Raw genomic sequence first — 25156 nt, forward strand, 5'->3', positions numbered from 1 at the left:
ACATGATTATGAAGCAACACGAATCAGCAGTTGTGGTTAAACGTGACGGTGCAAAAGCAACCTTTAACGCACAACTAATTAAGAATGCTGTTCAATCAGCAGCAGAAAGCATCAACTGCCCTAAGCGCGAACTTGGCGATATTGTTGCCGCTAACGTATGCGAGAAGATGAATGGCAGAGCCGAGATTGAGATTTGTGAGATCCAGTCTCTAGTAGAAAAAGAACTAATGCATGTCGATGAAGATGTAGCTCGTGCTTACATTGAGTATCGTCATGACCGTGATATACAACGTGAAAAAGCAAGTGCATTAAGTGCTGAAATTTCTGGCTTGGTAGATCAAAGCAACGCTGACCTACTGAATGAAAATGCAAATAAGGATGGCAAGGTAATTCCTACACAGCGCGATCTTCTTGCAGGTATTATCTCTAAGCACTATGCAAAGCACCACATGCTACCGCGTGACATTGTTCAAGCACATGAGAATGGTGAGATCCATTACCATGATCTGGATTACTCTCCATTCTTCCCGATGTTCAACTGCATGATTGTAGATCTAGAGAACATGCTGAAGAACGGTTTCCGCATGGGTAATGCAGAAATCGACACACCTAAGTCAATCCAAACAGCAACAGCTGTTACTGCCCAAATAGTAGCGCAAGTAGCTAGCCATACTTATGGTGGCACTACATTGAACCGTCTAGATGAGGTACTAGCACCTTACGTTACAGTAAGTCATGAGAAGCACCTTGCTACGGCAAAAGAGTGGGATGTACCAAATCCTGAGGCTTATGCACGTAAACTTACAGAAAAGGAAGTTTACGATGCATTCCAATCTCTTGAGTACGAGATCAATACGCTTTTCAGTTCCAATGGGCAAACTCCATTTTTGAGCGTAAACCTTGGTCTAGGCACTAGCTGGGAGTCTAAACTCATTCAAAAGTCTATTTTTCAGAATAGAATCAAAGGTTTGGGTAAGAACAAGAAGACAGCTGTTTTCCCTAAGCTGCTGTTCACAATCAAAGATGGTATCAACCTTAAGAAAGAAGATCCAAACTACGATATTAAGGAACTTGCCCTTGAATGTGCTTCAAAGCGCATGTACCCAGACATTCTAAACTACGACAAAGTAGTGGAAGTTACTGGTTCATTTAAGGCTCCAATGGGCTGCCGTAGCTTCCTAGGTCGCTATGTGGATGAAAATGGTAATGAGGTACATGAAGGGCGTAACAACCTAGGCGTAGTTAGCCTTAACCTACCACGTATCGCTATCGAGGCTAATGGTGACGAGGCTAAGTTCTACGAAATCTTGGAAGAGCGTTCTGAACTTGTTCGTCGCGCACTTGAGACTCGTATTGATCGCCTTCGTGGTGTCAAAGCTCGTGTTGCACCAATCCTATATACAGAAGGTGCTCTGGGTGTTCGTCTGAACCCTGATGATGAAGTTCTAGACATCTTCAAGAATGGTCGTGCCTCAATCTCGATGGGCTACATTGGTATTCACGAGACTATCAACGCACTATATGCCAAAGATGGTGAGCATATTTTCGATAACGAAGTTCTGCGCCAGAAAGGTATCGAGATCGTTAAGTTCCTGAAGAACAAAGTTGATGGCTGGAAAGAGCATAGTGGCTGGGGCTACAGCTTATACAGCACGCCTTCTGAAAACTTGTGTACTCGATTCTGCTCACTAGATACTAAAGAGTTCGGTGTACTAGATAGCGTTACGGATAAAGGTTACTACACGAACAGTTTCCACCTTGATGTGCAGAAGAAAGTTAATCCATACGACAAGATCGACTTCGAGATGCCATACCCTGAACTAGCGAGTGGTGGCTTCATCTGTTACGGCGAGTTCCCTAACATGCAGCGCAATATCGAAGCTCTAGAGAATGTATGGGACTACAGCTACGACCGAGTTCCTTATTACGGCACAAACACTCCAATTGATGAGTGTTACGAGTGTGGCTTCTCAGGTGAGTTCGAGTGTACGAGCAAAGGCTTCACTTGTCCGAAATGTGGAAACCATGATCCTAAAAAGGTATCAGTTACACGCCGTGTTTGTGGATACTTGGGTTCTCCTGACGCTCGACCATTTAACTCTGGTAAGCAAGAAGAAGTTATTCGACGTGTTAAACACATGTAGAGACTAATGAATTACCATAAATATCAGCAAGTTGATGTTGTTAATGGTGAAGGTACACGTTGCACCCTGTTTGTCGCAGGGTGCGAACATAACTGCCGAGGCTGCTACAACAAATCAACGTTAAATCCTAATTCTGGTCACCTATTTACCCAAGAGATGGAAGACCAGATAATCAAAGACCTTAAAGATACGCGCATTAAGAGGCGCGGATTATCACTATCAGGTGGTGACCCTCTACACCCTGCAAACACCGCGAGCATATATAAACTGGTGGTTAGAGTGAAAGAGGAATGTCCTGATAAAGATATTTGGATGTGGACTGGTTATATCATCGATGAACTGTCTTCAGAGCAAAGATCCATAGTAGAGCATATAGATGTTCTAATTGATGGTAAGTTTGAGCAAGATAAGTACGATCCTGAATTACTATGGCGTGGAAGCTCTAATCAGATCATACATAGGTTCAGTATATAGAGTCCCGAGTACGTAATAGGACACAAATGTGCTTGGACTTACCGTGTAGGCAGGTCTCTGAACATTTGCGCGTTTGATATATATATAATTCCGTTCCCTAAGTTCTACAGGCAATGCTAATTTCAGTTCGTCCATAGTTCGCTGAAGGGTGTAGTGTTTTTCGTGAACGTAGGTAAGATCGTACATGGATTACATCATTGCAGAACTGACAGCAACTAATCAAAACGTTAAAAACATTGTCTGATAGTCTCGAAAATACAAAAGCGCAGCGAGACAAAGCTCAATGAATCACTTGTAGCTGCGGCAAAAAATGTTACTTCGAAAGAAGGTAAAGAAAAAGAAGAAGCACTTGATAGGTAAGAAAAATATACCTAATATTAAAGGGCTACAATAACCTTGTCACTAACCCCAAAGATGTTGCAGCATCGCTGGGGGCTGAGCTGGGAGTTTGGCGACTCCCAGCATTCGGCACTTTATTTTTTGCTCACCTGTTAACACAAGTACTCTAAACGTGTGTCAACAAGCCTTAGTAGCAATTATCTGTGATATCAGCTCATCACTGACACCTTTATCAAACTGACTCACTAGATAACGATTCGGAAATGACTTAAAGCGTTCATCGGATGCAATATCTCCGCATACAAACCACTCAGCTTCCAGTGCATTAGCGTGGGCGAACATGCGCCTGACTGGATCATGATCATCCGGCCTCACCTTCGACGTTACATCCACATATGGTGCTAATTGGAGATCAGGGAATACATTGTGCCTAACAAGCAAATCTCTAGTGTAATTATTGCCAGTTGGATATAGAAGAAGGCCAGCTTCGAATGCGGCGGCGGCTAGTTTTTGCGCACCTAACCTATCGGGTTCAACATTTAGTAGAAAGGTGTCTGTGGAGCAAAATGGCTTTTGCGACTTAAACGAATCAAACACATCCTCGTGTTTGTTCAAGTAGTCAATTGAATACAGTAGCGCATGTAGATCGAGATATAGAATTCTCAATGGTATCTCCTTAAGTCAAGGTAATAAGATAATTGCTTAAAGGATTTGATTTAAGATGTAGTGGCTCATACACGCTCTGACACTTCCGAGAAGACGACTTACAGATCGTACAATATGACATAACCTGTAATTGGACACAAACGAGCAGATTCTATTCGAGCTAGTAAAGCATTGGACATTTATGCGTTTGATATATAAATCTAATTCCATTCCCTCAATTCGACAAGTAATGCAAATCCCGATCTGAATGCTACTTTAATGCTAATTTCAGTTCATCTATGGTTCGCTGAACGGTGTAGTGCTTTTCGGGAACGTAGGAAAGATCGTACATGGATTACATCATTGATATGGACATATCGTTGTAGAGATTGACCTTTAGAGTGTTTTTTGTGAGCGTAGGTGCTAAGTGATTGTATTAAATGCTTTTATGTAACCACTAAGGCTGCCGCCAACTCAGGGATGGACATTTGCACGTCTGAAATATAACTCTAATTCCACTCCCTCAATTCGACAAGTAATGCAAATCCCGATCTGGATACTACTTTAATGCTAATTCCGATCATCAAGTGATAGTGCATGCTAATTCCGATCATCAAGTGATAGTGCATGCTAATTCCGATCATCAAGTGATAGTGATGCTAATTCCGATCATCAAGTGATAGTGCATGCTAATTTCAGTTCATCTATGGTTCGCTGAACGGTGTGGTGCTTTTCGGGAACATAGGAAAGATCGTACATGGATTACATCATTGATATGGACATATCGTTGTAGAGGTTGATCTTTAGAGTGTTTTTTGTGAACTTAGGTGCTAAGTGATTGTATTAAATGCTTTTATGTAACCACTAAGGCTGCCGCCAACTTAGAAATGGACATGAATAATTCAGAGGCTACGGTCTGTAGTCAATTTCTCAGATAACTTTAGCTATCCCAAAATACAGTAGCCACCATTTTTTTTGGTGGAGGGGGAGATTTCGATAAAAGAGATCACTTCAAATTCATCTATTTTTGAAATAGCTACGTAGACTTTCATTTTTGAGCCTAGTTACATAGACGTACTTATAACTAATGTTACATCACATCAAGTGGACATTAAGGTATTAAGAAGAATACCTTAATGTCCACTTAGTTAGTAATGACTAGCCAAATGCTTGGCCTTGTTAGCACTTCTTCTAGTAACGGATAGGGGTAGTTACGCATTTCACATAGTTACGTATTTCAGCTGTAACACGTCTCTGGACAGAAATGTGCCAGTGAGTTTGCTAATTTAGCAAATCATCAATAACTAAAGGTATGGAAAGCCGCTTAGCTTAGTGTTCAGTATTGATGGTTCAGATCATAATCTAGTTATTTATTTAGAAACGTCAGAAAGGGATCTCTTCTGGGTCAAATACTACTTCTCTCAGGATTTCAATTGTTTCTTTATAAACTTCTTCAGGACTTCTTTCGTCATCGTAGCCCGAACCAGCGTTCATAGCTGGCTTCTCTAATGATTCGACAGCTCTATTAATAGCATCCTCTAACTTTTGTCTATCTGAATCAATCTCTAGCCTTGCTGATTCTAAGGATTCCTTCATTTCTTGAGTTGAATGAAGTTGAGCCAACACCTTAGCCATACCATTTTGTACTTTCTCAACTTCATCATTTAGTTCTTTTCTTTCCTGATCCCAGCTCTCTAACTCTTTATCACGTAACTTAATCTGGTGTTCCTGTGTAGATTCAAGTTTATTCCTAGCATCTTTAACATCATGCTTCTTACGTGATTCACCAAGAGTATTAAGAACTAACCAATCTAAACCTAGTTGTAAGGCAGGTATAAGGAGTATGTAACCAAGAGATACAATTGCAGGTAGGAACAGCCCATACCACCAACCAACTTGTAGACTTTTAGCTAGTGCAACCTTATTGGGTAAGGTTTCAAATGTGAATTGAAGTACAACTGAGTGATTGACCACTAACCAAGAGAAGATGAAAGTAGCTATCAAAGGTGTTTTTAGTCGTTCAACAACTGTATCACTAATCGCTTTACCTACTGCTTTATGCACACTACTTTCCTAATCCAAACCAACAAGCAGCATACAATAGCATATCAAATCCCAAAATTCGCACACATAAACGCTACCATTATTTCATCGAGTTTAGTGAAACAACCTGAACGTCTCCCTCCTCTTTAACCATCAGCTAAACAACAGCTAAATAGTGTAGTGGCAGGCTGAATTTGGTCATTTAGATAGAGGCGTAATCTGACTTTACTTCCGTATTTTTGGAATCACTAAATGTAGGTCAAATTATACTTCAGTGAACTGAGTTGCTAATCGGTAATAGCTCATAATGGGGCAGAGGTGTGTTACATCACCCGTCAACACACCTCTGGACAAAAGTGAGTTAGCTTTTGGATGTCGATTACATCTTTAACAGCAGAAACCACTATGATTTTACAGTTACTCACATCTTTTCATATAAACATGAACTAGTAGCTTAACCAAACCTCTTGTCTAGTGTTAGTATATGATTACATTGGATTTAAGAGGTTGAATTGATGAACTCACTTGATGACTTTCCGGAGTCAACAACAGCTGATAAAAGTAGCGCTGGATTTGATTATCAGTACTACTATTTTCTCTGGAAGGTATTATCACTAAAGCATGGTCAAAGTGTAGGATTAGAGTGTAAAGATGATGTACACACAGATCTAGATAATGACATTCAAGTACTCTATCAATTGAAGCATACCGTAAAAACCTCCAATGTTACCAATAAACCAGCGAACTTAACCGACTTAGATTCAGATTTATGGAAAACACTATCTAACTGGGTTGATGTAATCAAATATGCCAAAGCAGGTCGAACTCACCCATCTATCCAATTAAAGTTTTTAAAAATCACGAATTTCGTTCTTGCCTCAAATAAATCAAATAGTGGGAGTAACAGCTTTATTAAGTTAGTTGAAAAAGCTAAAAATGGAGAATTAACACTATCTGAAGTAGCTAATGAAGTAAAAAACCTGACTAGTGAATCGAAGTCTGATGATATAAAAAATTACACCGACAACATTATTTCATTAGACTCTAGCGTATTGTTAGATTTTCTAAAGAAAATTGAGTTCGAACTAGAAGAAAACGATATAATACGTAGATGTCATGAAGCAATTTTATCATGTATGATAGATAAACGGCACGTTGAAAACGTGTTCAAACTCGTTGACTCATCAATTAGGGAAGATAATTTCATTAATATCAAAAAGGGAATTAAGTGCGTAGTTTCCTTTGATGATTTCTACCGAAAATATAGAAAACACTTTCAAAACCATCAAAATGAAGGTTTGGTATTATATGATTTTAATGAAGTAATACCTGACAGAATAGAAGATTTCACATTCATAAAACAATTGATTGATATTGGTGATATAAGCGAGTCTGATACTGACGAAATTGTAGAGTTTGCTACATATATGATATCTGCTAAGAAAAACCTTAACTCTTGGTTAGAAAATGGTGAGTTAACAAACATACAATTGAATAAAGAAAGGTCACAATCTGTATTAGAATGGAAAAACAAATGGCGGAAGACATACCGCCCACAACTCAATGAAGAAGAACATTCAAAGTTAGCTATCGAATTGGTAGATAAGTTAAGAGAGTCACCACTAAATTTCAACTCACTACCTAAAGACCTAACTTTCTCTAATGGATTTTTATACTACTTATCTGACCTACCAGAAATAGGTTGGAGAAAAGATTGGAGCAAGTATAAAAAATGAACAACCAAATAAACCTTGGGAACTGTGTATTAGCTATTCAATCGGTTCTACAAGAAACCAAAAGTGTTAGTCTAGATAAAGTGCTTTTGATATATCCTATGGTATATCAAAAATCTCTTTTGAATATTATTTCTAGGAAATCCAACACTTCTAAATCATTTGAGCAGTTAATAATTAACCATCCAGATTTATTCTCAGATTTCGATAGTATCTATTACAGCAATCTTTCACTATCAATAAATTCAATTCAGTATTTACATGAAATGGAATACATCAATATCAATGAAGGCGTAATTACAGTAAATAAGGAAATTGAATTTAACAAAAAAATGGGGTCTGTTGTCGAGAAATACTACAAGTCAGCTAACTGTATAGCTAAAATTTTAAGTATGCCATCTGAATATTTATACTTAAACCTAAGGATTAATCTATGAACTACTACATTAAAAAGCTAATCATTTGGTTTAAAAATGGCACTACTAGAGAGCTGACCTTTCAACCAAACAAAGTCAACATTATCACAGGAACCAGTAATACTGGTAAAACTGCAATTATAGATATTATTGATTATTGCTTTTTCGCATCGGAAAGCAAAATATCACAAGATATAATTAATGATAACGTATCTTGGTACGGATTAGTTCTAAGTCATAATGGTTCAGATTTTACATTTGCCAGAAAGTCACCATACTTTTCAAAAGTTTCAAATGAGTTTTACTTTACCGAACTAGACTCAAATGACATTACTCCCTACCAGAATTCAAATGAAGGTACTCTAAAGAAGTACTTTAATTCGATTTTCAACATAACAGAAAACACCAAAGTAGAATATGGAGGAAAATATCACAGTAAAGACTCAAAGATATCTATCAGGTATTTTCAGATGTTTAATACAATATCTGGTAATATCATAGAAAATGACTCAGGTGTATTCTTTGATAAACAGAACAAAGAAAGATACAGAGAAGCGCTACCTAGAATATTTGATCTGTCTGTTGGCATTGAAACAGTCGAGAATATTTTAAAAAGGGAAACTATTGATGCACTTGAGAGTAGAATCAAACGATTAGAACGAAAAAATAACCGTTTAAGTAACCAGTCTAAAGATTTTATCGAAGAGCAATCAAAATTAATTTCTCTTTCTAAAGAGTACTCTCTTATAGATCCAAGTCTTGACCCTAAAGAGTCTTGGAATCAAATAATAAACTTAGATATTAATACCATTCTTTCCGAAGGTAATGATGGGGAAAGAGACAAAATCGAGAAAGATTACTTTTCTACAATAAAAAAAATAAAAAACCTGAAAAGGTTTAGTAGTCAGTACTCACAATACAAAGAATCACTAAAAAAATTAGAAAGCAATATAAAACCAATAGAGTATCTTAAAGGTATTGATAGCGAATTAATTAAAACATCTATTTATGGTGACATAATCTCTCATTTATCGGATCAAGTAACTAAGATAAAACAAGAAAGAAAAGGTAAAACACCACTATCAATACAAGTCGACGAACAAATTTCAAAACTTGAAAAGAAAGAAAAAACTTTTAGTGAGCAACTTAATCACTACAAGAAAAATCACGACCATGAGTATACTTCATCAAAAGAGAAGTACTATTATCTTGGCCAAATAACTACTAAAGCAAAAATCTATAAAGACAAACCTCAAGATGAAAATTTAGTTGATATTTCAAATATACAAAATGAAATTGAATCTATTTCTATAGAGGATACAACAGAACGCAAGCAGCTTACATGTAAAGCTATCGAGGATATCATTTCTGACTATATGACAATTGTAGGTGACTCTCTTGTTAACTATAGCAACTATAAACCATCATTTGACTATAAAAATAAACAACTTTCATTAAGAAAACCGAAATCAACGTATATTGAGAATGTCGGGAGTAGCTCTAATCATATGTTTCTACAACTGTTCTTCTCGCTTTCGTTACATGAAACAATCATGCAGAATGAAGTAAAGTTTGTAGCACCATATTTAATAATTGATCAACCTAGCAGACCATATTATGGTGACGAAAAAGAGAAGGAAAAAAGCCTCAGTAGTAGTGATCAGTCTAAGATAAAAAGTGCATTTAAGCTACTAGATAGCTTTGTAGGCGATGCGATCGATAATGGTAAAAACTTCCAGATGATAGTATTAGAGCATACTCCTAAAGAACTGACTTCAGAATTCAAAAATACTCATATTGTGGAAGAATTCAGAAACGGGAATGCTCTAGTAAACAAGGAGAATATAATTTCCACATCTAATTAAAATTGTGTGCAAGTATCTATCTCTGGTATTCTTGTGGGATATTAGAACTTACACACGTAGATTAGGGGTACAGATATCTAGTACCCCTCTACACTAGATTTATTTCTAATTTATCGGACATACTTTATGTAGTGATAATTAAAGGTAAAGATAACCTCCCTTCTTCCTGTTTTTTGTTGCATAGTAAATGTAATGGATTAATAAATTTATCCATTTAATTAGAATTAAAGGCATTATAGAAAGTAAGGCTAAATTTCCGTTGGCGTTGTTCGTACTTTATTGCGCAAGCTCATAATGGGGCATAACTCAGTTAGAACATTCTGTCAGATCTGATTAAACCTTGATTTGCAAAGTGTCAGACTGCCCCCTGACTAATCTAGATGATGGTAGAACTGTAAGCCGCAGAGGCGCCCTTTTTGTGAAGATACGTTTTAGGGCGTAATAGCCGACTACCAATTCAGTGGGCCGTAGTAGCTAAAACGTCGCCACATAACTAGCGTATTAACAGTAGTGTGCGCTTCTAGATATGTTAGGGTCTAGCAGGAGGCGCAAGCGCGTATCACTGCCAGTTATACTCTGTAACCAGCTTCGCTGGGTCTCGGGCGGATTTCAGGGGTGCGCAACCCCGTGATTTTCTTTCCGCCCTTATCCCTGCGGGGCTGTCATCACATGTGTCTAGCTATGCGGCTGACGAAACATACTGTGATAGCTCAGCGTCAAGGTTGAACCCCGAACAAATTCTCATGTATGCGGGTTTGCTGTTGATTGCCTTTGTTAATGTTCTCATATCTCCAATAAAAATGGAGGCAGTTTTTGAGCGTGTTAGTGCAGTATAAATCATGCTGTTCTCCACAAATGATGTGGAGGTAGACCTAGGCAAGAGAACGATAGTGTAGGCAAACTCTGAGCCTTGAGTTTTATGAATTGTGATACCGTAAGAATGTACTAACCCAGTATCAAAACATGCACTTTCATCGATATAGACTGTCTTTTCAGCAAACTTGCAGACTAACTTTTTTTGTATGTCTTCACCTGCCTCTTCTTGCTCGTAGACAATATCAGTGACAGTTGCCATATCACCGTTGTACAGGTCAAGTGGTGCGAAGTTCTTTGTGACAATAACACGATCACCCTTGGTAAACCCCCATAAAGGTTCTGAAACACCACAGTCTCGTTCATTTGTTATGAAGTGGTCGTTAATGCTGATGGTAGATAGGGGGTTATCTGCATTGGAATAAGGTGTAATTACCTGAGACCTATCTAATCCCAATTTTTTGGATAGTGAATATGCATTTGAAATTATTTGAGAATCATTAACTTGTAGGTAGTACACGCCAGCTTGACCCGAAAATGAACTTAGGTCGGTTAGGGCACTCAGTGGATCGATTGAAAACCCACATGTTCTGTCATCCCACTCAGCTTTCATACTGTGGCCGATAGTTCGTACTAGCGTCGCCACATCTCTAATCGGATTGCCAGCTCCCTGTCTGTGGACACTTCTAAGTTCGCTGTACGGCACTGTATCAGGTTTTAATGCCCCTAGGCTCACAAGGTGCTGCCAAACCACGCCAAACCCCACAGGAGCGATTTGAGCAATGTCTCCTACCATTGAAATGCTGTATTTCATCGAATGGTTATCAAAAAGGGATATGAACTCTACTACCAGTGATAGATCTAGCATTGAGGATTCGTCAAATACAATCAGTGGATTGTCGTTTAGTTGTATCGCATCCTTGATATTGGGGTTTTCAATAGTTAGCTCGACTTGACGAATTAATCCTCGGACAGTGTAACAACAGACCTCGTCCTCTCCATTACCGAATAGGCTAGTGTTTGACTTTCGGATGACACACATTCGCTCCAGTTCATCATGGACGCGTTTTTTGGCTATCCCCGCAACCGCTACAAAATATGTTGGTCGGCCTAGGCGGTTACAGACGTATTTAACACATGCCATGGCCGTACTTTTACCAGTACCTCCTTCCCCTTGAGCGATTGAAAGGTCATTGGTCAAGGCGTTGAAGGCGAGCTTTTTCTGTTCTTCGGTAAGATTGAACCCGTTCATTTTTAATGAGTATTCATCAAACTCATTTATTAGGGAGATGATACGTCCACTGGGTGATTTAGCGTCCTTAGAGGAAACTATTTTTGTTGCCATTGATCTCTCGACGATACTCTCAATATTCGCTAGACCGACACCCTGATAGTCGCCTCTACTCGTTCTGCACAGGGCAACTAGCGAAAGGCCCGTATCAATTGCAATATCAACCAAATTCTCACCAATCAACGACGATAGTGCCACCCTAAACCTATCGTCATTGATAGCTGTGTGGTTTTGCCTAAGTGCACGATATACCACGCAATCAATTGCTCCAATTAACCTGACAGGAGAGTCCTCTGGAATACTAATTTCCTTCGACTTTCTGAGTCGTTCAGCCACGCCCCATGCATTGTTAAATCGGTTACCCATACGGATAGGAGCATATGGATTACTGGTTAATAAACTCTTTGTAGAGCGACCCAATAGCCTGATCAGTCTGTGTGCCGTCCGTTTGTCATAACCAGCCTTTTCGATGAACTCAATAGACTCAAATTCAGCCTGCACATTTTGATAGGCTGTTAGGAACGCCAGTCCCCGCTCAGTGCTGTTAAATGCATCTACAAGGGCGGCTAGGTTGTTGTTTTTTAGTTCATTCAGGAATTGCCTTGCTGATCCAGCTCGCTCGATAGCTTTTTTAATACGAGATTCTCCACATCCGATACCTCGGAACTCTGGATGCCTGAGGAATAGCTTCTTAGTCAGGGTTGGCAACTCATACTGACGCAATGCACGCTCGAAGAGTCTAAGGTCGTTCTCGATATCATCAAATGCGGCTAAAATTAACTTACCTGATGTAGCCGAATATTGTGGGCGATAATTAATCAGTACTTTTTGGTTTGCACATGAAAACAGCCATACTTCAGCCTCACAAGGCTGCTTGTAGGCATAATCTTTCCTAATAAAAACAGACAATCGTTTGTTGGATGCAGCGCAATTACCGTAAACAATATAGGCGTTCAGTAAGACACGTACACTTGTAACCAGTAGTCTAAACTCGATCAAATGTTCGTCCCCCGCTGAGGATAGAGTTTCTAACCTGCTCTGCATGACACCTCATATGGTCGTCAACAGATTGTTCTGAGGCAGCCAAGCTCAGTTCCAGCCTATGTATCTGGGCATCCTTGTCCCTCAACTGCTGCTCCAGTGTTTGTATGCGAGCATTTAGCGTTACGATTAGATCGCTTTGTTCGTTTATATCACTAGCCTGACTCGCAACTAAATCGTCTCTCTTTTTATCTATGATAGATCTTGGTTGAGAGTCCTCAACACCAATGTTGTGTATATCCCTAGGGAGCGCTTCCCTAATCACCGTGTTCTTGTAGAGAGTTGCGCGATCCTTGAATGCACACCACCTCGCCAATTCACTAACATTGATTCCTAGTTCATTTGTTCCACGTATGTCTCTCGGAAACTTGAGCTCCTTTTCGCGCATCTGACTAATAACCTGCTTGTAGCATTCGATGTATAACGCAGATTTGGCAGTACCTCGCAGGTTCTCCTGTTCAGGTGTCAATTTAATAGGTTCTATTTCCATGTTTATCTCTACTTCAGTGGAGCAGGTGTGGTGCGCTCTAGCCATGCTAGGTATGGCTGGCTTTGTTCAGAACTGACTAGGGTTTCACCAAAATGCTCGATGCGCCCATCTGGCATCAGTTCTAAACCCAAATCCTCGCTATCAAGGAGGCGAGCGAGCCCTCGACACAACTTCTCGACATTAATTTCAGCATCTCTGAACTCAGATGCATCATGTAGCGTCAGCTGTGAGTTAGATGCATTAGAAATAGCAAGTTCTGCCTGTTTTAGGTTAGTTTTCAGTTTATTTATCTCAGCATTGAGAAGCCCAATTCTAGACTCATACCGCGCCTTTTGATGTACCCAGTTTTTAGGTTGAGCTTGCGCTAGGGACTCTAGTTTGGTGGTGCTGGGTGCGATTTTTAGCAAGGCAGTCTCAAGGTATCCTCGGTAGTATCCACCCTTGTCCTCGCTTTTTAGTAGAGTGGAATAACCAATCCCTGTGTCTCGCTCAATTTTTTTTGCCAACTGATCCATACTAGAAATACCTGCCTTGAGGCTAGGAGTTGCGATGTATGTATCTAGAGTTTTAGTAACCAACTCGATTCGTCCCTTGAGCGATTCTGTCCTTTTATTTTTAACCATTAGATAATGCCTTCATCACATTGTTTTGTAAGGGGCTAGTGATTAGAGGTTGATAGTCTGATAAATCACCCTCAATCACCTCCAGAATTTGCTCCTTGGTAATAATCTTCGCGTCCAACATGCTCATGATTGGGGACATGATATGTCGAGGGTCTAAGGAGTTATTTACGAAACAGGCATCAACGGCTCTCATGATCTCTTCACTAGCTTTCCTAGAATCATTTACGATTTTATTCTCAATTTTGGCTACAGTTTTTTGAATCTCAGGGCTGTTCAGTGACGGTACGTCACTGATACTAGTCATGTGGTTTAGCAACAACTCAGGCACAGACATCCTGAATGTCTCGCATGAAATTGTTTCTGATAGTAGGCGTGGTGCAGGAACAACAAACTTATTAGTATTCTTTTTGCCCAATAACCTTACCCTCGTCTGTTCCACAATCCGTAGAGCTGCCTGCCAACCCAATAGTTCACTCTTCAATACAGATTGTTCGCGTTTGATTTGGGCTACCTCAATCTTATGAACAGTCTCATCACCTACCTTGTTTCGGTTTAGGTCAATTAGTGACGTTACGTTACTCTTCAAATCCAACTCTAGTCGTTGAACCATCCGTGAAATAGAAATCAGGTTATCTATATGACAGATCTTAATTCGACAAACACCACATCGTTGATAACCACCATTTTCAGCAATAATTTCTGAAGGGCATTCCATGTTGTGCACACAGATATGGGTTGATGAAAATGCGATCATAGACATAGGAGTGGAGGTAACAAGATCCATACCAGTGGGATTAATGATTTCATTACCCTCATCGTCAACAGTAACAATTGGAATCGATGTGAAACCGTAAATACACATTGTTTCGTTGGGACGCTGTTTGAACGATTCCTTAACTTGAGCCTGTGAAACATCATTGGTGTGCATAGGTGCGATTTCATCAGTATTTTTGTTACCACGTACTAACATCAGGTTAGCTCTGCGGTATTCTCCGACCTTGCGTGCTCGATCTTCCTCGGTCTCTTTTTTGTAATAGACGGTTGTGGTCACGTCCATATGACCGATATTCACACTAACCGTCTCTAGGGGTATGTAGCCAACTCTGTGGCTGACATAGGTGGTTCGAGTCGAGTGAGGAGATAGTAACGCCAATAATTTCACGCGATGCCCCTCAGCATCAAACCCCAGTTTTTGATTCTTTCCCTGAACCTTAGCTCTTAAAACGAACTCATTATCAGCCGTGATTGTTCTCTCTACCGTTTGTGATGTCATAGAGTCCTTAGCCGATAAAGGAACCATTTTTACAAATTCGCATTCTTCCATCACATCATTGAAAGAAAAATTGATGACGCGCTGTGAAATACCTAGGAATGTTTTCCAAACATTAGCCCAAACTGATTCTGTAAACGGCTGTCCTGATGCGTTGCGAAACAGAACATCGATTTCTAGACCTGTATCATTATAAGGAACAAGGTGGTTAATATCTGTTCTCAAATTTTGGAAGTCCCTTTCAGCTCGAAGCATCATTATGACGTCGATATGAGAACTCGCTTTCCAAGGTTTACGTCGACTTTTATCAGTGCTGACTAATAGTTGAACAATACCGTCCACATTTTCCGCTTCTACAAATTGATCAAAAAAGCGTTTGTCTAGGAAACGAATATGTTTGTGCCGTATTCCCTGTTCAAGGGCTACGATAATACCCCTGATTGGTCCAATCAGGGGAGCAACTAGCTGTTTCACCTTCGTGTCTATGGTTCCATGATTAGTCATCGAAAATGGGTTCTCGATAATTTTCGAGGGTTTATCCATTCGAACGTAGGAGTACTTGAGTTCATTATCGACGTACCAAACTATTGGAGAAAACCCTGCACAATCATGAGAGTAAATCGCTCGTTTAAATGCCTTGCTATGGTTCTCACCCACACGTATTACGTCATGGTAATGCTCCAACGGTACTGCCCAGTGGAATACATTAGCAATTGGTTTATCCTCTACCACATCACCGTTTAACGGAGAATTATGTAGTTGATAATTCAATATGCCAACAGGAGTAGCGATTTTTGCTCCTATTTCAATCAGTCTGTATTGGTTGTCAGGTTGGCATGAAAAGGCGGGTCTAAAACCGAGCAGTTCATAGTCATAACCTTCGAGTACCCGCTCTTGCAGGTACGCACCAAACTTCTCTAGGGCGTAGGCCACCTGCAAGGCTACTGAGTATTCGTCTCGTGTAAATACCCTTTTCACCGACTCGGTCAAAGAGCCGAGCTTGATACCTCGCTGGGATTTGTGCCATGCGTTAGTGAACTCCATTGGCAATAGGAGCTTACCTCCCGAGCCAACGTGTTCGTTATTAAAACGAAAATTAACCTCGACTGAGTCAATAGCCGCTTTTACCCATGTAGCAACTCCGACTGACTTGTGCAGTAAAAAATCACCGAGTGTACGAGGCCATTGATCAGTATCTTTGTCTTGATTGGAAAAGGAACGAATTACGAATGTCTCTCTATCCAACTCCTTAAATCTCGTAGGTGTAGTGATACCCTCGGCCTCTGCCTGTTCTGGAAACATCTCGCACCAGCAGGATACATACGCTAAATACTGGTAAATCACATTCCAACCCCATTTACCGCCGCGGAAGGAAGTTTTTAAAAGAGATTTTAGGTGATTATCCTTGTACGCGTTCCATGCAGTGTAGTCAGGCTCTTCAATTACTCCACGACTGTAAAATTCTTGAGTTGCTTGATAATCATTGTCAGCGAAGAACTGGAAAAGAGCCTCCTCATCCTGCTCATACATAACCTCGTCAAAATTAAATTGTGCTGCTGACTGGAGTTGGAGTAGCTCAGATTTATAGGCATTAGTAATGGAGCGAGTATGACCAGCTAATGCATCCTTCTTGTGACAACCCAATTTTGTTGCGGCTCTTCTGAACTCCTCGAACGAAGATTTAGCGCCTTTAAATGGCATGACGTTATCTGATAGCTCCTTCAGCAGTACAGCATCAGACGGTCGCTTGGCGTCATAGGTATCGTACAGGCAGAAAAGCCGTGTTAGTTCGTCATAGGAGCTTATATTAACGTCTTTAGGGGAATAGAGTGTGCTACAGTAGAGAATACTAGACACATTATCGTAACAACTCCCACCTTCACGCTCCAGACAGAGTACCTCTAATGCTGTAGCATTCTGAATGTCACAAATTAATTGCGTAAACTCTGCTTGAAGTTTTTCGCAGTACGACTCAGAAGCGCCGAACATCGGGGGGCGAGAGGGGTGATTCGTAGATTTAAATTTCGTAAACTCTTCAAGTCTTTTTGAACCTAGCTCCAAACTGGCAGTAATTGGCAGCACCACCAATCCCTCTCTCCACAGTTTGATTAGGATTAATCTGGAGTATAGGATCACAGATTGGTAGGCACCTTTACTGATTTGCTCGGGCATAATTCCTATTGATAGGAATAACTCTTCTGTTTGCCTAACGAACTCCACTGCTCCATGATAACCTCTATGGTCAGGTTTTCGTGCATTACTCTTTCTGGTGGCAAAGTTGGAAGCACTAGCTGCTTGAGATGCGATAGTAAGCAGTGTTTCTGTGTCCGAGATATTTTCTGCTATTTCACATATGACACATCGTACGTCAGCCCTCCCTGTACTAATGTTCGAACTACGATCTAAGACTTCCATCTCAGGAATAGAGAACTTTTTCTCTATACCTACGTTAGAGAAGAAACTAGAGATCTGCGCCTTTAGTTGTAAGGCAATTTCGGTACAACGCGTATCAGCATCGCCTTTACCAGAAGGGTAATAAAGATAGTTTGTTGTGTTGAAGATCATTATTTGTGTGCCTCTAGTCTCATTAGCATTCCTTCTATCTTTTTAGCTTGTGCTAGAAGTTTGTTTTTTTCTTTCAATAGTTTAGCTTGTTGATCATTTAGGTTTAGACGTGTGATGTCACGAGATAACTTATGCTCCTGACTCAGTTTCTCTGAGTTATCTCGTTTGTATTTTATGGTACTTGTGTAGTTGACATGGCCTATCAGACTACTGACGTCTGTCATGTCATAACCAAATAGCAACTCTCCATTCTCGGTTAGACGAGGACATTCATAGCGCAGGTAGAAAACTAATGCATGCCGAGCAAAATGTGGCCCGTGGAGTAAATCCTCTGAGATACCAACTTCCCTTAAGGCTTTTTTGAAACGTGTAACGATATTGGAGTGGCTACGTTTATCATCGGCACGTTGAGTTAGTAGGAATGGTCGTCCCTTGTTGGTGTTCTTTTCATACGTGAACAAAAAGTCATGGCTATAGTCAGTGATCATGGTCAACAGGAGTTTATCCAGTGACTTCCAAAATATCTCCTCTGCTATACCAAACAGGTTCACCTCATCGTGTAAGGTGTTGCGACCTTTCCAGCCAGAGCACAATTTAATCTCTTCCGAGGTTAGACCTCGTTTTGATATCTTTGGGGTTAGGAAAATCCTACGTTGTGTGAAATCAATATGTCCCAATTGCAACAGCAGTGCCTCGCTGATTCTTAACCCACTCGCGAATAGTAGAGCGTATAGGGTACGGTCACGATCTGACAGGGATTCCTGATTGAGGAACTGTTCAATCTGTTCCTGTGTTATGGCGACCTTATCTCGAACTGGTGAATCATCGGAAGGCAGGCGTGAAAATATTTGATTCGTTTCTCCACGTATATTGTGCGCCCCCAGAATTGCCCCTAGAGCGGTATGATTCTGCCAATATAACTTTTGTGCCTGAGTTATCTCGGTGGAATTCCAAACCTGCTCAAACAGTGGTTGATACTCGGATTCTGATGGTGAAACTCCCATAGCACGGCAGAGTCTGGTATGCGCTGCTCTGCCATGGCGCTCGGAGATCTTGATGTAGTGCTCAACTGCATTTAAATGCACATTAACTGCATTATTTCCAAGTTTGGGGCGGTAGCCCTCCATAAGCTCTCTGATCGTCTCAATCACATGAGTGGCGTTATGAGGCAATTCTTTTTGGATGTACGCTGGATAGCTCGTGACGATCTTATGTGCACGATGCAGTATTAGGGGAGTATCAGAACCCATGACTCCAGCCTCATGAAGAAAATCCAAAAATTTAATTACAGCAGGTCGATAGGTGTTGAGTGTGTTTGCACTCAAGTTTTTCTTCTTAGTGGTGGTATCTGTCAGCCGAACTATTTCTTCCTCGTAAGCTCGGAACTCCTCTATCTCAGTACCATCGTTAATCCTGTAGAGGTGATGGGATGTTGTTTCGATCACCTTTGAATTAACAGTTGTGGTCTGCCGTACGGTTTCGTATCTGATATTCTTTAACTTCATGAGAGTAGGTGCGGCCTTGTAATTTGTATGTTTTCTACAATAAGCTCTTGTTATTTAAGGGGCAAGAGCTTATGGAGAATTCATGTATTTTGTGAGAGCTGACCGTTATAATACATAACGGACAGACCCCATTTTTATCGATCGGTATTGGTCTAGGTACGTCGTGGGAATCTAAGCTGATTCAAAAAGCAATTTTTGAAAACCGTATCGCTGGCCTTGGTAAGAATAAAAAGACAGCCGTATTCCCTAAATTGTTATTTGCAATTAAGGACGGTATCAACCATAAACCAAGCGATCCTAATTACGACATCAAGCAGCTTGCTCTTGAATGCGCTTCAAAGCGTATGTACCCAGATATTCTTAACTATGACAAGGTCGTTGAAGTGACGGGCTCATTTAAAGCGCCTATGGGATGTCGTAGCTTCCTTGGCCAGTACATTGATGAGAACGGTCGAGAGATCCATGAAGGTCGTAATAACCTTGGTGTTGTTAGCTTGAACTTACCGCGCATTGCTATCGAAGCGGATGGTGATGAAGCTAAGTTTTTTGAAATTCTTGATAAACGCGTGCAGCTAGTTCGCAAAGCGCTTGATACCCGCATCGACCGCCTTCGTGGTGTAAAAGCACGCGTCGCCCCAATTCTGTATACAGAAGGTGCACTTGGTATTCGTTTAAATGCTGATGATGAAGTATTAGACATTTTCAAAAATGGCCGTGCCTCTATTTCTATGGGTTATATTGGGATCCATGAAACCATTAATGCGCTTTATGCAGACAACGATGAGCACATTTACGATAGTGAAGAGCTTCGTGAAAAAGGCATCGCAATTGTCAAACGCTTAAAAGATGCTGTTGATTCGTGGAAACTAGAAACTGGGTGGGGCTACAGTTTGTACAGTACACCTTCAGAAAACTTATGTACTCGTTTTTGTTCATTGGATACAAAAGAGTATGGGGTGATTGATAATGTTACTGATAAGGGCTACTACACTAATAGTTTCCATCTTGATGTTGAAAAAACGGTAAATCCTTACGATAAGATTGACTTTGAAATGCCATATCCTGCATTAGCAAGTGGTGGTTTTATCTGTTACGGCGAATACCCAAATATTCAGCACAATGTTGAAGCACTAGAGAATGTATGGGACTACTCATATTCACGTGTTCCATACTACGGTACTAACACTCCAATTGATGAATGTTATGAGTGTGGTTTCTCCGGTGAGTTTGACTGCACCAGTAAAGGCTTTACCTGCCCGAAGTGCGGCAATCATGATCCTAAGAAAGTATCTGTAACCCGTCGAGTGTGTGGTTATCTAGGTTCTCCTGATGCTCGACCATTTAACTCGGGTAAACAGGAAGAAGTGAAACGCCGCGTGAAACATATGTAAGTTGTTTTAACGACGCGCTGCCTGCTCGTTTTGTTATGACAAATTTAGAAGTGCCTTCATTGGCACTTCTTGTTTTTGATGAGAAAGAAGATGAACTACCTCAATTATTATCCTGTGGATGTCGTAAATGGTCCGGGAACACGTTGTACGCTCTTTGTCTCAGGCTGTGAGCATCAGTGCCGTGGGTGCTATAACCAAAATACTTGGCGATTAGATAGTGGGCACCCTTTTACCCAGGAAATGGAAGATCAGATTATCCAGGACCTGAACGACACTCGGATTAAACGACGTGGGCTGTCACTGTCTGGTGGGGATCCATTGCATCCGGCAAATCTTGGCGCGGTTTTAAAGCTGGTCCGGCGTGTGCGTGAAGAGTGCGAAGGGAAAGATATTTGGCTATGGAGCGGGTATTTACTGGGTGAACTTACGAGTGCTCAGCGTGAAGTCGTAGAAATGATCGATGTGTTAGTCGATGGAAAATTTGTGCAGGCACAGCATGATCCGTCGTTAGTTTGGCGTGGGAGTGCCAATCAGGTTATTCACTATTTTCAATCAAATGAGCTTGAATGTTAATTTTTTGTGATCGAGCTGGCGCGAAATCGGTGAGTTATCCACTGTTTCTGTGCATAACTTTGGGAAAAGGGAGTGCATTAAAATTCTGACGCTGGTCTCTCACTCGTTTCTTCTCTTAGGCTGACTTGTTGATTGTTGCCAACTACAGTGACAATTGAGGACAGTGAGGCCTTTTGACCTGAGTTTTCTCGTTCACTATATAGCTGTGTAATGAGCAAATACCGGTATGATTCCATGGTTTTTCATTGGTTAATGAAATATTGCTCCAGTGGCTTGTTTTGCATTGATGTAAGCTCTTTAACATTAATTATCACTATGGCTAATATTGCTAAGTAAAACAAGTAATCAAAGATAATGAGTATTATTGTTCGATAACACAACAACTTTAATTATTTATATCGATATTGCCTTAATTTAGTGTGAGAAGGTAATCTATTTGATATTATTCAGTGGAGGGAATTTAGCAGTTGATTTATTTGTATGGATGATAAGCTTCTATCTTTGATAGGAATATTGAATAGTGTCGCTACCTTTGCCTACTAGTGATACGTATTGATGATTATGTTTATGAATTTGACTTCTTTCTTATCCCGGCTTTCTGCTAATCAATATTTGGTTGCAGTTAGTAACGTTTTTATAATGGCATTGCCAATATCACTCATCGCTACGTTCTGCAATCTTATCTCAATGTTATGCGATACGTTTGGTTATGGCGGTGCAAGTGCGGCACTAGGTTATGTTGGTCAAATTACAGGACATATGTTTCCTATTTTGCTCAATATATTCTTGGCAACATATATCTCCTCAGTAAAACGCATACCTAAAGCTGCATCGATTTCGAGTTCATTGGTCGCATTTTTTATTATTTCTCATCAGTGGAATTTAATTTCACCTGTAATACCGATGCCTAATAACTTTGCGTTGTCCCTCATTTCTGCCTATGCAACTTGCCTGGTTTTAGCGCGACTCAAGCGGTTTCGGTCATTTAATATCGAAAAATTCAATAGTATCGTTGACAATTCAGCGAACATGATTGTGACTTGCGCGTTGGCGATAGGCAGTGTTGTTAGTGTGTGCTATCTCATTAAACTAACGCTCAGAGCCACTGTTTTTGAATTACCATTTGTTCTTGAGCTCGATCTAACATCATTTGGCGATGGCTTGGTTTATGAGTTTATACGAGGCTTGCTTTGGTCTATCGGTATCAATGGGCATAATATTTTACATATGTTCAAAACAGAATTGTACGATATTACCGTTGCCAATATGGCGGATTGGCAAAATTTTGGAGCTGATCTAAATATTATCAGTACTAATTTCTATGATTTCTTTACGGGGATGGGGGGAAGCGGCAATACCATTAGCTTAGTATTGTGTATGTTGTTCTTCTCTCGAAACCGAGGGTATAAGCTATTAGCGAAAGCAGTACTGGTTCTGAGCTTATTCAATATCAACGAACCTGTTCTATATGGTGTGCCGGTGATTTTTAATCCGGTGATGGTTATCCCTTTCTTGCTGGTTCCACTGATTTGCTTTGTCATTTCATATTGTACAATTTCATTGGGGATCATTCCTCCACTGAGTGAAATTCAGAGCTGGATAACACCACCTTTGGTGAGTGGGTACCTAGCAACCGGCGGAGAGGTGTCTGGAGCGATCCTACAGTTGGTATTGATCATTATAGGTATGGCTGTCTACTATCCATTTTTTAAGTTCATGGATAAGCGAAGTCTGGGTGTCGACCTGTCAGTGATGTTCAACAACAGTTTTTTCACCGCTGATGAAATTGAGACAAGAACGAAGTTAACAAGCTTTATACCTTCGATTCAAAGCAACCTGGAAGCACAGAAAGAGGTTGAGTATCTGCAGTCCAATGGTGAATTTGTACTTTATTATCAGCCCCAGGTCGATATAACTAACCATAAGGTTGTTGCGCTTGAAGTCTTGTTGCGGCATAAAACACGCCAGGGCAGCATTCAGCCGCCAACATTCTTACATTCGTTTAATCAACTGGGGCTAATGCCTGAACTTGACTTCTGGGTTTTTGAGCGAGCAATAAAGACGGCTGAAGCTTTTGCAAGCAGCCGAGACTTTCGCGTTTCGATCAATATATCGCCAGATACTGTTCTAACAAAGGGGTTTGTTAAATCGGTCAGCCGTATCATTGATGAGAGTGCATTGAGTTTTCATCAAGTTGAAATAGAAATTACCGAGCATTTGTTGGTTCAGGATGAGGTAAAAACCGCGAGCATTATTACTGAATTACAAGCTTTGGGGATCTCGATTGCACTGGATGATTTTGGTACCGGGTATTCTTCTTTGGCTTACCTTTCGCATTTTGACTTCGATAAGATCAAGATTGATCGAACGCTGGTGGTGAATTTAGACAGTGAGCGTGGCAGGAGCTTATTTGGCATTGTTATCCAGCTTGGGCGAATTACCAATGCCCAGATAGTCGTAGAAGGTGTGGAGTCGGAGGACGAGCTACAGTTTATCGCAGGGCAGGGAGTACGTTATGTACAGGGTTATTATATTTATCGCCCTATGCCAATTGAGGATGTGCTTTCTGAGGGGTTACTCCAGCCTCAAGCTCAGCCGTCGATGTAGTATATTCTGCGCGAAGTGTCACAGGGTGAGGGCAGGATTGATTCTTCGCTTTGGTGTTGATTGCAGCAGCCCTCTTCCATCATCAAGCGAGTTAGGGTAAATTCCCATCCTGTTTATTTGCTGTTGGAGGCGTTATGTCACGCACCATTATCTATACCTACAAGAAACAAGAGAAGCAATTGGTGTTCTCTTATGATCAATACCGTTCGATTCATGAAGCTGTAGCTGCAGCTGAAGGTATTGACCTGACTGCGTTTTTGAAAATGGAACAGCAAGTTGAAGCTGTCTCTTCAGGCTCTAAAGCGGTTAGAGACTATCGCGATAACCATTTTAAAAAGCTAGGCTTTGGTAAAATCACCTTGGCCAAGAAAGAACACCGCGGCATCGGTGAAAAGTAGTACCGCTTAATTTCTCCCTGCGGCGCTATGTATGGGTGCTGGATTGAGCCTCAGCACCCAGAATTATCCTGCCTTGAACGTCTACGCCATCCTACATAGATTAAGTACCCACTTAACCCTGCTAGCAGGTGCTTGATACTGTGGCCACTGATCACGCCTAATACAGAATAGAGCTGTTCGTCATTGGATTCCGCCCATTTGGCTAGGACGTAGGCAAGCAGTGCATATAAGTAGTAGCCGCCATGGCTGAACCGCGGCTTGAACAGCCATATGATGATAGGTAAATGAATGACAGGGATGAGCTGCACCAGCACGTAGGCGGATAAGTCACCTCGGCCGCTGATAGTATCACTGGTATACCAGTAAATGACCGAGAGTATGCCGTATACTGCAGCTGGGTAAAAGAGGTGTTGACCTAGACGGATCGAGACATATTCGCTTAGAACGATACTGTAAAGGGCAATGAATGTCACCGTGATGGGAATGCGATCCAGCATCAGGGTAAAGGCATTTGGGGCAAGGTGGTAATAGCTGGAGCAGAGAAATGCGGCAATGAGACCACTAAAGAAAATGAAATAAATCTTGCTGATTTTGGGCTCAAGAGCGAGAGTAGGAAAGGATGTAAGTCGTTTCAACCCTAAGATACCAACCAGTAAAAAAGGTAAGTTAGAAATAACATTGCAGAAGTTTGGGATCCCCAACCAAACACGTTGATCGGCATAATCATAAAAATTACGGCTTTGTCTGATGGGAGAGAAATAAAAGGCAAGTGCTGCCAGAATGATGGCAATGAGAATAAGTAGCCAGATCCGATCCCCCCTCTCTGTTCTTGCCATGGTGTACGCCTCAATTGCAAGCTCGTAGAGATCAGGAACAGACCTCCCCATCATTTAGCTTGTTACAATAACCAAAGCGTAAACGGAAGATTTG

Annotated in this window: 16 protein-coding genes and 1 pseudogene; 9 read left to right on the forward strand and 8 right to left on the reverse strand. The window is 40.8% G+C overall.

The genetic code is table 11. From position 1 onward, the window contains the following. The first annotated feature begins 2 nt into the window (after positions 1 to 2). Together nrdD (AC51G0_RS26065) and nrdG (AC51G0_RS26070) are read left to right on the forward strand one after the other, a co-directional pair. On the forward strand, positions 3 to 2144 hold the full coding sequence (gene nrdD / locus AC51G0_RS26065; RefSeq protein WP_496302479.1) for an anaerobic ribonucleoside-triphosphate reductase: 2142 nt from the start codon (positions 3 to 5) through the stop codon (positions 2142 to 2144). A gap of 6 nt (positions 2145 to 2150) precedes the next feature. Then, on the forward strand, positions 2151 to 2618 hold the full coding sequence (gene nrdG / locus AC51G0_RS26070) for an anaerobic ribonucleoside-triphosphate reductase-activating protein (protein ID WP_496302480.1): 468 nt from the start codon (positions 2151 to 2153) through the stop codon (positions 2616 to 2618). A 516-nt stretch (positions 2619 to 3134) separates the two neighbouring features. Here nrdG (AC51G0_RS26070) and AC51G0_RS26075 read toward each other — a convergent pair. Both AC51G0_RS26075 and AC51G0_RS26080 read right to left on the reverse strand, forming a co-directional pair. After that, positions 3135 to 3623, reverse strand: a complete 489-nt coding sequence (locus AC51G0_RS26075) for a hypothetical protein (protein WP_496302481.1) — start codon at positions 3621 to 3623, stop codon at positions 3135 to 3137. A 1362-nt stretch (positions 3624 to 4985) separates the two neighbouring features. Continuing rightward, positions 4986 to 5666 carry a hypothetical protein gene (locus AC51G0_RS26080; RefSeq protein ID WP_496302482.1) on the reverse strand — a complete coding sequence of 227 codons (681 nt, stop codon included), beginning with the start codon at positions 5664 to 5666 and terminating at the stop codon, positions 4986 to 4988. A 494-nt stretch (positions 5667 to 6160) separates the two neighbouring features. Here AC51G0_RS26080 and AC51G0_RS26085 point away from each other — a divergent pair, with 494 nt between their 5' ends. From AC51G0_RS26085 to AC51G0_RS26095, 3 genes are all read left to right on the forward strand, one after another. Continuing rightward, positions 6161 to 7381, forward strand: coding sequence for a hypothetical protein (locus AC51G0_RS26085; RefSeq protein WP_496302483.1), 1221 nt, complete (start codon positions 6161 to 6163; stop codon positions 7379 to 7381). A gap of 98 nt (positions 7382 to 7479) precedes the next feature. After that, on the forward strand, positions 7480 to 7815 hold the full coding sequence (locus AC51G0_RS26090; RefSeq protein WP_496304208.1) for a three component ABC system middle component: 336 nt from the start codon (positions 7480 to 7482) through the stop codon (positions 7813 to 7815). Beyond that, positions 7812 to 9659, forward strand: coding sequence for a DUF3732 domain-containing protein (locus AC51G0_RS26095; RefSeq protein WP_496302484.1), 1848 nt, complete (start codon positions 7812 to 7814; stop codon positions 9657 to 9659). The genes AC51G0_RS26090 and AC51G0_RS26095 overlap by 4 nt, the downstream gene beginning before the upstream one ends. A gap of 679 nt (positions 9660 to 10338) precedes the next feature. On the opposite strand, the gene AC51G0_RS26100 is transcribed toward AC51G0_RS26095, so the two are convergent. From AC51G0_RS26100 to AC51G0_RS26120, 5 genes are read right to left on the reverse strand one after another with little or no spacing between them, the layout of a single operon-like run. Next, a complete protein-coding gene (locus AC51G0_RS26100; RefSeq protein WP_496302485.1) occupies positions 10339 to 12762 on the reverse strand; it encodes an AAA family ATPase in 2424 nt (807 codons plus the stop codon). After that, on the reverse strand, positions 12749 to 13294 hold the full coding sequence (locus AC51G0_RS26105; RefSeq protein ID WP_496302486.1) for a hypothetical protein: 546 nt from the start codon (positions 13292 to 13294) through the stop codon (positions 12749 to 12751). The genes AC51G0_RS26100 and AC51G0_RS26105 overlap by 14 nt, the downstream gene beginning before the upstream one ends. An 8-nt stretch (positions 13295 to 13302) precedes the next feature. Beyond that, entirely contained in the window at positions 13303 to 13917 is a 615-nt protein-coding gene (locus AC51G0_RS26110; RefSeq protein WP_496302487.1) for a hypothetical protein, read from the reverse strand. Beyond that, positions 13910 to 17752, reverse strand: a complete 3843-nt coding sequence (locus AC51G0_RS26115) for a hypothetical protein (protein ID WP_496302488.1) — start codon at positions 17750 to 17752, stop codon at positions 13910 to 13912. The genes AC51G0_RS26110 and AC51G0_RS26115 overlap by 8 nt, the downstream gene beginning before the upstream one ends. Beyond that, on the reverse strand, positions 17752 to 19257 hold the full coding sequence (locus tag AC51G0_RS26120; RefSeq protein WP_496302489.1) for a tyrosine-type recombinase/integrase: 1506 nt from the start codon (positions 19255 to 19257) through the stop codon (positions 17752 to 17754). Before AC51G0_RS26120 ends, AC51G0_RS26115 begins: the two co-directional genes overlap by 1 nt. A 116-nt stretch (positions 19258 to 19373) precedes the next feature. Between AC51G0_RS26120 and nrdD (AC51G0_RS26125) the strand changes: the two are divergent. From nrdD (AC51G0_RS26125) to AC51G0_RS26140, 4 genes and pseudogenes are all read left to right on the forward strand, one after another. Continuing rightward, a pseudogene (gene nrdD, locus AC51G0_RS26125) lies at positions 19374 to 20648 on the forward strand (anaerobic ribonucleoside-triphosphate reductase); the annotation flags it as partial. A 90-nt stretch (positions 20649 to 20738) separates the two neighbouring features. After that, complete coding sequence (gene nrdG / locus AC51G0_RS26130) at positions 20739 to 21221, forward strand: anaerobic ribonucleoside-triphosphate reductase-activating protein (protein ID WP_496302490.1); 483 nt, start codon at positions 20739 to 20741, stop codon at positions 21219 to 21221. Between the two features lie 639 nt (positions 21222 to 21860). After that, positions 21861 to 23828, forward strand: coding sequence for an EAL domain-containing protein (locus AC51G0_RS26135; RefSeq protein ID WP_496302491.1), 1968 nt, complete (start codon positions 21861 to 21863; stop codon positions 23826 to 23828). A gap of 134 nt (positions 23829 to 23962) precedes the next feature. Continuing rightward, positions 23963 to 24226, forward strand: a complete 264-nt coding sequence (locus AC51G0_RS26140) for a DUF2960 domain-containing protein (protein WP_128783740.1) — start codon at positions 23963 to 23965, stop codon at positions 24224 to 24226. A gap of 50 nt (positions 24227 to 24276) precedes the next feature. Here the strand turns inward: AC51G0_RS26140 and AC51G0_RS26145 are convergent, their stop codons facing one another. After that, positions 24277 to 25062 carry a ceramidase domain-containing protein gene (locus AC51G0_RS26145; protein ID WP_496302492.1) on the reverse strand — a complete coding sequence of 262 codons (786 nt, stop codon included), beginning with the start codon at positions 25060 to 25062 and terminating at the stop codon, positions 24277 to 24279. Positions 25063 to 25156: the final 94 nt, after the last annotated feature.

The organism is Photobacterium sp. HL06 (genome assembly GCF_059552575.1).

Excerpts from the sequence above, each read along its gene's own strand:
- AC51G0_RS26090 (WP_496304208.1), top strand. The coding sequence starts at position 7,480 with ATGGTATATCAAAAATCTCTTTTGAATATTATTTCTAGGAAATCCAAC.
- AC51G0_RS26105 (WP_496302486.1), bottom strand. The coding sequence starts at position 13,294 with ATGGAAATAGAACCTATTAAATTGACACCTGAACAGGAGAACCTGCGA.
- AC51G0_RS26095 (WP_496302484.1), top strand. The coding sequence starts at position 7,812 with ATGAACTACTACATTAAAAAGCTAATCATTTGGTTTAAAAATGGCACT.
- AC51G0_RS26110 (WP_496302487.1), bottom strand. The coding sequence starts at position 13,917 with ATGGTTAAAAATAAAAGGACAGAATCGCTCAAGGGACGAATCGAGTTG.
- AC51G0_RS26145 (WP_496302492.1), bottom strand. The coding sequence starts at position 25,062 with ATGGCAAGAACAGAGAGGGGGGATCGGATCTGGCTACTTATTCTCATT.
- nrdG (WP_496302480.1), top strand. The coding sequence starts at position 2,151 with ATGAATTACCATAAATATCAGCAAGTTGATGTTGTTAATGGTGAAGGT.
- AC51G0_RS26085 (WP_496302483.1), top strand. The coding sequence starts at position 6,161 with ATGAACTCACTTGATGACTTTCCGGAGTCAACAACAGCTGATAAAAGT.
- AC51G0_RS26140 (WP_128783740.1), top strand. The coding sequence starts at position 23,963 with ATGTCACGCACCATTATCTATACCTACAAGAAACAAGAGAAGCAATTG.
- nrdD (WP_496302479.1), top strand. The coding sequence starts at position 3 with ATGATTATGAAGCAACACGAATCAGCAGTTGTGGTTAAACGTGACGGT.
- AC51G0_RS26115 (WP_496302488.1), bottom strand. The coding sequence starts at position 17,752 with ATGATCTTCAACACAACAAACTATCTTTATTACCCTTCTGGTAAAGGC.
- AC51G0_RS26135 (WP_496302491.1), top strand. The coding sequence starts at position 21,861 with ATGGCATTGCCAATATCACTCATCGCTACGTTCTGCAATCTTATCTCA.
- nrdG (WP_496302490.1), top strand. The coding sequence starts at position 20,739 with ATGAACTACCTCAATTATTATCCTGTGGATGTCGTAAATGGTCCGGGA.
- AC51G0_RS26120 (WP_496302489.1), bottom strand. The coding sequence starts at position 19,257 with ATGAAGTTAAAGAATATCAGATACGAAACCGTACGGCAGACCACAACT.